5 protein-coding genes and 1 pseudogene are annotated in these 7,013 nt (G+C 44.2%); 3 read left to right on the plus strand and 3 right to left on the minus strand.

Going from position 1 to position 7,013, the window contains the following annotated elements:
* Positions 1 to 13: 13 nt before the first annotated feature.
* The 3 genes from ltrA to crtD form a co-directional block, all read right to left on the minus strand.
* Positions 14 to 1,885, minus strand: coding sequence for a group II intron reverse transcriptase/maturase (gene ltrA, locus AACS98_RS22950; protein WP_066384544.1), 1,872 nt, complete (start codon positions 1,883 to 1,885; stop codon positions 14 to 16).
* A 584-nt stretch (positions 1,886 to 2,469) separates the two neighbouring features.
* Positions 2,470 to 2,583, minus strand: a complete 114-nt coding sequence (locus AACS98_RS23670) for a helix-turn-helix domain-containing protein (RefSeq protein WP_198161180.1) — start codon at positions 2,581 to 2,583, stop codon at positions 2,470 to 2,472.
* Positions 2,584 to 2,611: 28 nt separating this feature from the next.
* Positions 2,612 to 4,126 carry a C-3',4' desaturase CrtD gene (gene crtD, locus AACS98_RS22955; RefSeq protein WP_066384548.1) on the minus strand — a complete coding sequence of 505 codons (1,515 nt, stop codon included), beginning with the start codon at positions 4,124 to 4,126 and terminating at the stop codon, positions 2,612 to 2,614.
* 137 nt (positions 4,127 to 4,263) lie between these two features.
* Here crtD and AACS98_RS22960 point away from each other — a divergent pair.
* The 3 genes and pseudogenes from AACS98_RS22960 to AACS98_RS22970 all read left to right on the plus strand — a co-directional run.
* Positions 4,264 to 4,605: pseudogene (locus AACS98_RS22960) on the plus strand (type II toxin-antitoxin system RelE/ParE family toxin); the annotation flags it as partial.
* A gap of 396 nt (positions 4,606 to 5,001) precedes the next feature.
* On the plus strand, positions 5,002 to 5,328 hold the full coding sequence (locus AACS98_RS22965) for a helix-turn-helix domain-containing protein (RefSeq protein ID WP_066384555.1): 327 nt from the start codon (positions 5,002 to 5,004) through the stop codon (positions 5,326 to 5,328).
* Between the two features lie 194 nt (positions 5,329 to 5,522).
* Positions 5,523 to 6,803, plus strand: coding sequence for a M16 family metallopeptidase (locus AACS98_RS22970; protein ID WP_066384557.1), 1,281 nt, complete (start codon positions 5,523 to 5,525; stop codon positions 6,801 to 6,803).
* The last annotated feature ends 210 nt before the right edge of the window (positions 6,804 to 7,013 follow it).

A 7,013-nucleotide genomic window follows, 5' to 3' on the forward strand; every position in this document is an offset into this window, starting at 1 on the left:
AAAGCATGTTAAACTAAGCGATTCCCTCACGAGAACCGCTCGTCTTCAAAACCGGACGTGAGACTTTCACCTCATCCGGCTCCTCAGTAATAAGGCTCTTTTCATGAGTATCTCTGTTACCCGATTTGACGGGCTTAGGCTTGGCACTATTGCAGCCAAATTTGGTGCCAGAACTGTCATCACTAGCAGTCTTTTTATCGTGGCAATGACGGTGAAGTAGCTGGATATTTCTCATTTCATTCTTTCCACCTTGCGATTTGGGAATGATATGGTCAATTTCCATCACCGATTGTTCTGTAAAGTACAGTCCGCAGTAGGTACACTTACCTTTCTGTTGCTTCAGAAGTGTTGCCACTCCTTTGGGTATTTCCGGGTGTTTCCCCATTCTTGAACTCCAGTAAACTAGGTTGCCGTCATAAGGACTAGCATCGCCTTTAACTTTCACATGGCGGACAATTGGTGTCTCGCTATGTTTTAGTAACCGCAACGGGGTTTTCCCTGACTGCCTGGTTGCGAATACCCAGTTATCACCACCTATGGTTTGCCAGTATTTATTGGCTATCCATTTTCCCGATTTGTTTGGGTGGCGGTTTAGTCCCCAGCTTTTTAGTTTTTGGTATATTTTGTGACCTAGTTCGGAGAATGTTTCTCCACTAACCACAGTGCTGTAATAGTTAGCCCACCCTCTGATAATGGGGTTCAAATGGGTTATGAGTGCCGCTTGGGGGGCTGCTTTATGCTGTTCTATTACCTCGGTGATGCGGTCGTAATGTACCTTGACTTTTTCCTTGCTGGGTTTGATGTATGTCTTGAATCCAAGTGGTTTCCCGTGGGTATTACAACCCGTGTTGTATTTTCCTACTGGGTACTGCCTGATGTAAAATCCCAGGAAGTTAAACCCTGCGTCTTGCTCCTCATGCTTAATTAATGTGTGAGCAAGACGTGTTTTACTTGTTTTCAGTTCAAGTCCTATGTTATTCAACCACTCGGAGATGACCTCTTTACATCTCTGGACAACGGTTAAGTCTTCATGCAGTATCACGAAGTCATCGGCGTATCGAATTAAGCTTAAGGATTCGCGATTACCTCGCTTGCTATGTCCTCTGGGGGTTGGTAGTGTATCTGCTACCTGCTTTATCCGTTCTTCCATCCCGTGAAGGGCAATGTTAGCCAGTAGGGGAGAAATGACCCCTCCTTGTGGCGTACCCTCAGATGTGGGGAACAACTCTTTTCCGTCCATCACTCCCGATTTGAGCCAAGCATTTATCTGGCGTTTAAGTGTCGGAAATGTATTCAATTTTCTTAGTAGTTCCCTGTGGTTGATGCGGTCGAAGCATTTGGCAATATCGGCATCTAACACATATTTGGCTTTATGCTTTATTGCGTTGAATATTGCCTCGACAGCATCATGACATGAACGTCCTGGTCGGAAGCCATAAGAGTTAGGTTCAAATCTTGCTTCCCACTCCGGCTCAAGCACTAATTTAACCAATGCCTGAGTAGCTCTATCGTACATCGTGGGAATTCCAAGTGGACGTTTTTTGTCTGTTCCTGGTTTGTCTATCCATACCCTTCGGGTGGGTTTGGATTTCCCCTTTAGCTCAAGATTTTTCACCAGTTTTAGCCTTTGGATGGGCGAGAGTTTTTTAACTCCGTCTACTCCGGCTGTACATTTGCCCTGGTTATCTTGCGTCACGCGACGTACCGCCAACATTCTTGCCGACCAAGACCTCATCAATGTCTTTTGGAGTCTGCGAACTGCCTTCAAATCACCACGACTAGAGGCTTGGAATATTCTCTTTTGCAGCTTGTAAACCCTACGTTCCAGCTTGCGCCAGTCTGTTTGGCTCCATTCCACCGTCTGATTGTTCAGCGTATTAGACATATTTACTGCTACTCGACACTATTCCTTCCTTATTACCGTGAGTCTGTCAGCCTATCCTTACTATTACCGCAAGGCGTTTGCTTCTGACTCAATCCCACCCATCCGCAGTATCCGGTTAGCACCTACTCAGAGTATTCGACCTCTCTGAGAGCTTACGGAGGGTTACTTCGTTCCGAGTGACCATACTATGAGTCTTTAGAGTTCCACTATCCACCGGGTTTATTTAGAGATGCTGTTGGTCGAGGAACGATACGCCAACCTATTATCCTTTGCCTTTTGGCTCCAGCTAATCAGTCCTTTTTGCTGGTTGTCGTTGACGATGGTTTAAACGTGTCTTCAAACCGAAGTTTTACTCATGGACTCTCTGCTTGCCCCGCACTACCTTGGACTAGGAGTGTGGAAGGGCTTTTAATCCCGCTTTACGGATTGATGGCTAGTCGCTACCGTAGGGAATATGCTTTCACCTGGCATCTACAGGGGAGGGATTTACACCCTCATGGTCACTCAGTTGTCAAGGTTCTGTTTCGGGATTATTCCCTAATTTACCTTGCTGCTAATCCCCCAAAACCCTTACAGGATTTGGTTTATAGCAAACGAATCGCACCATTCCAGACAACCCGAACACATCCAAACAACTGAGCTAAACTCCGTTGTTGTTGGTCTGTTGGGTAGAATCTATACTGATACCTAGCTTTCATAAATATATATCTATTGTTGTGTATGGCGTTAAGATTCCACTTGAATTTGTCTGACTACAGTCAGGGCGGAATAACTTACCCCAGCTGTACCTTCCCCTGGATGGGTAGAGTCACCCACTAACCATAAATGATTGATGGGTGTACGGTTAGCAAAACCAAAGGGGCCAAAGGTGGGAATTCTTTGACCAATACCGCCAACTATACCGCGATCGCGAGCTGTGTAATGAGCAAAAGTCCGGGGTGTGGCAGCTTCTTGATAAACTATGGTTTCTGGTTTGAGATAAAAGTATTGAGCTAGTTTGGCGATCGCTTCTTGAGTATACTTTTCTTTTAATCCTGAGTAATCTTCAGTACGCCACCACGGTTCAGGGTTAACAAAAGATGAAGCGATAATTGTCGCTTTCCCTTCCGGGGCGCGTCCATCACCTGCATGACTCACAGAAACAAATAAAGAATTATTCTCGCCAATCGGGCCATTACCATCATACATAAACTGTAAATGCGGCGGACAATCCAGAGGAATCGCACTTGCATCTACCCCTAGATAGATGACAAATGCACCGGAGGCTGAAGGTAATTTCTGCACACGCTGTTTATAGCCAAAAGGAGCTTTTTCGCCTAATAGTTGCACTAAGTTTTGGACAGTCACATTAGCAACTACATGATCAGCTGTTTCAGTCCAGACTTCGCCTGTTTTTTGATTTCTAATCACAACAGCCGTAGCTTTGCCATTTTCGACTTTGATTTGTTCGACGGTGTGGCGCATTAATAATTTACCACCGTCTCGTTCTAAAGCTGAGACTAGGCGATCGCTCAATACTTGCATACTACCCTGGAGATGAAATAATCCTTGGGGTAGTTGGGATACACTCAAAGCTGTAGCGGCGTAAAGTAAAGCTGTTTCTTCAGCATTGACTTGAGAATATAACTTGAGTTGCAAGTCTAAAAAAGTCCGCAGTCGTCGATCATTTCCCAAGCCAAATAACCTTAAAGCATCACCCACAGTTAACAAAGTGAAAGGTGCTGTAATGAAGGTATTAGGACGTACTGCTTGAATTAACTGCCCCAAGTCCCACAAATTGCGGGGTGGTAGCACAGGGTCACGTCCTTGGAATTCCCAACTAGCATCAAATAAAGTCGCCATCAATTGCCAGAAAGGTTCGCTACCAGGAAACTGTTTTTGGCGTTCATCTTGCCATTTTTCAGGGTCACGCCAGACGTTGATAGGTGTATTTTCCCCTGGTAAATAGACTGCACAAGCTGGGTCACAGGGGGTTGCATCTGGTAAATCTATTTCTAATTCGGAAAATATCCGATGATGAATTCCCCCAGGTTCTAACCCTGCTACCTGAGTTGCACCGACATCAAAGGTAAAACCTTGGCGTTTGAATGTGGAAGCACAGCCGCCAGGGACAAGGGCTTGGTCTAGGGCTAAGACGCTGTAACCCCGATGGGCTAGCAATGCAGCCGCCGTCAGTCCGCCAATTCCCGCACCGATGACGATGACGCGGGGTTTAGTTTGGTTAATAGAAATATGAGACATTTAAGATTAGGTTTACAAAAATTAATATTCTTACTCATAATTTTACAAGCTATATAGCCGAAGAAGAAACCTCAGAATAGCAGCCTGGGACATTTCATGATATCTTTTGACTTGTTTTATAGGAAATTTTATATAAAATGGAAGATGGCGAGGATAGTATAGAAAATCCTTTACGACCTCTTGTTTGGATGGGAGACTCTCGCAAAAATATCTGTTCATTTCCTGAAGAGGTGCGTAAATCAGTAGGCTATGCACTGCAATTGGTGCAAGCTGGGCATACACCAATGGATGCCAAGCCTTTTAAGGGGGTTGGCAGTGGGGTGTATGAAATCGTCAAACGTTACGATACCGATACTTACAGGGCTGTTTATGCAGTAAAGATTGGAGAAAAAATCTATGTCCTCCACGCTTTTCAAAAGAAATCAAAGCAGGGTATTAAAACCCCACAGGCTGATGTTGATCTGATTAAACAACGCTTTGACACTCTCCGCCCTAAAAGTGCGGAGATTCTTGGGCTGAATCCTGCCTCCACCAACGATGTTGATTTTGGTCTTACAGTTTCATGTCTAGTCCGAAACATATCTCTCGATATACCCCACTTAAGGACTACTCCCCAAGCGTAAATTTGGGTATGCCCTACCCTATTTAATTGCTTTTCGACCTTACAGTTTGGACTTATTTTTACACCATTGACTGTTAGGCATTTTGAGATCACGGAGTAGGACGTTTTACCTGTTTCCTCCCTGCGGGACGCTACGCGAACATCGTTCTCACGGTCTACAACCTACTGCTAGTATACCAGAAAGCCGTCGTAGAACGACGGGGTTTTCAACCCAAATTTTCGATAAGGATGCGGTAGCAAGGGAGAAACAACAATGACTCAAGAACCGGTTTTTGAAGAAAGCAGTGGCAACGTATTTGCTGATCTCGGTTTGTCAGATGCAGATGAACTTTTTACACGGGGTAAAATAGGGATTCACGTACTGCATCTTCTGAAACAACGCAATCTAAAACAGCGCGAAATCAGCGAATTACTTGGCATTCCGCAGCCAGAAGTATCTCGTTTGATGAGAGGAGAGTTTCAACGGTTTAGTGAGGGTAAACTGCTGATTTTTCTCAAGCGACTTGATACAGAAATCACCTTACATCTTCGGACTTGTGACGCGCCGGGAGAATCTGCTGAAACTGTGATACCGTTATAGGACTCAATTAATAGGTACTGGAACGCGGTTCAGTACCTATTTAGTTTTATTATATTTTTCTGATGACATAAGTCATTTTAATAATCAAGTTTCATTCTTGACAAGATATAACAGTGATTTTGCTTAAATCTTCACTTGGCTGATTCGGGCGATTTAAGATATAGAAGTAAGGATATGTTCACTCACCACTACCCATGACTTCAACGCTGTCTAAGTTTCCGCGTCTTAACGCCCCAAAAGTACATCAATTACCTAATGGCTTAACTATTATTGTTGAACAGATGCCTGTGGAAGCTGTGAACCTTAACTTATGGATCAATGTTGGTTCAGCAGTGGAGTCTGATGATATTAACGGTATGGCTCACTTTTTAGAACACATGATTTTTAAGGGAACTGAAAGATTAGGTAGCGGTGAGTTTGAACGGCAAATTGAAGAACGTGGTGCTGTGACTAACGCTGCTACTAGCCACGATTACACCCATTACTATATAACTACTGCTCCCAAGGATTTTGCTGCATTAGCTCCTCTGCAAATAGATGTAGTATTAAATGCCAGTATTCCTGATGATGCTTTTGAACGGGAAAGGTTGGTGGTATTGGAGGAAATTAGACGTTCTGAAGATAACCCCCGTCGTCGCACTTTTCGCCGGGCTATGGAAACAGCCTATGCAGAGTTACCTTATCGTCGTCCAGTCTTGGGGCCAGAATTGGTGATTTCCCAACTGACAGCCCAGCAGATGCGAGATTTTCATCAGACTTGGTATCAACCCCAGTCGATGACTGCTGTAGCTGTGGGTAATTTACCAGAGGAAGAATTAATCGAAATTATTGCTGAAGGTTTCACTCAACATCATATTACTTCCCAATCCCCAGTCCCTAGTCCCTATTCCCCAAATCTTGAACCTGCGTTTACTGAAATTGTGCGCCGGGAATTTATCGATGAAAGTCTCCAGCAAGCTAGGTTAGTTATGGTGTGGCGAGTTCCAGGGATGAACCACTTAGAAAAAACTTATGCTTTGGATGTTTTAGCAGCGATTTTGGCACATGGGAGAACATCAAGATTAGTCCAAGATTTACGGGAAGAAAGAGGGTTAGTAACTTCAATTGCTGTTAGTAATATGAGTAATCGTCTACAAGGGACGTTTTATATTTCAGCTAAGTGTGCAGTAGAAAATTTACCAGAAGTAGAAGCAGCGATCGCTCACCATATCCGCAGATTACAATCAGAGTTAGTCACAGACAAAGAAATTGCCCGTGTTCATAAGCGTGTAGCTAACAGATTTATTTTTGGTAACGAAACACCAAGCGATCGCACCGGCTTATATGGTTATTATCATTCCTTAGTAGGAGATTTAGAGCCAGCGTTTAACTACCCAGCCTATATCCAAGCCCAAGCAGCCAAAGATTTACTCTTAGCAGCTAATCAATACCTCTGTCCTGACGCTTATGGTGTAGTTGTCCTCAAACCAGCATGAATTAGGGACTGGGGACTGGGGACTGGGGATTAGGGGGTGATAATATATACTAACTTTCCACTTCGGATATTTCATCACTCAGAGGATGTTTGTCAAGGTGCAAAGTAGGGGCAAGTTTATCCAGAATTCTGTCTACCTACAGATTAACTTGTGAACCCGCCCCTACAAAAACCCCTCTCCAAACCTCTCCCCTACAAGGAGAGAGGCTTT

This window comes from Anabaena sp. CA = ATCC 33047, assembly GCF_963870205.1.
Classification (GTDB): Bacteria; Cyanobacteriota; Cyanobacteriia; order Cyanobacteriales; family Nostocaceae; genus Trichormus.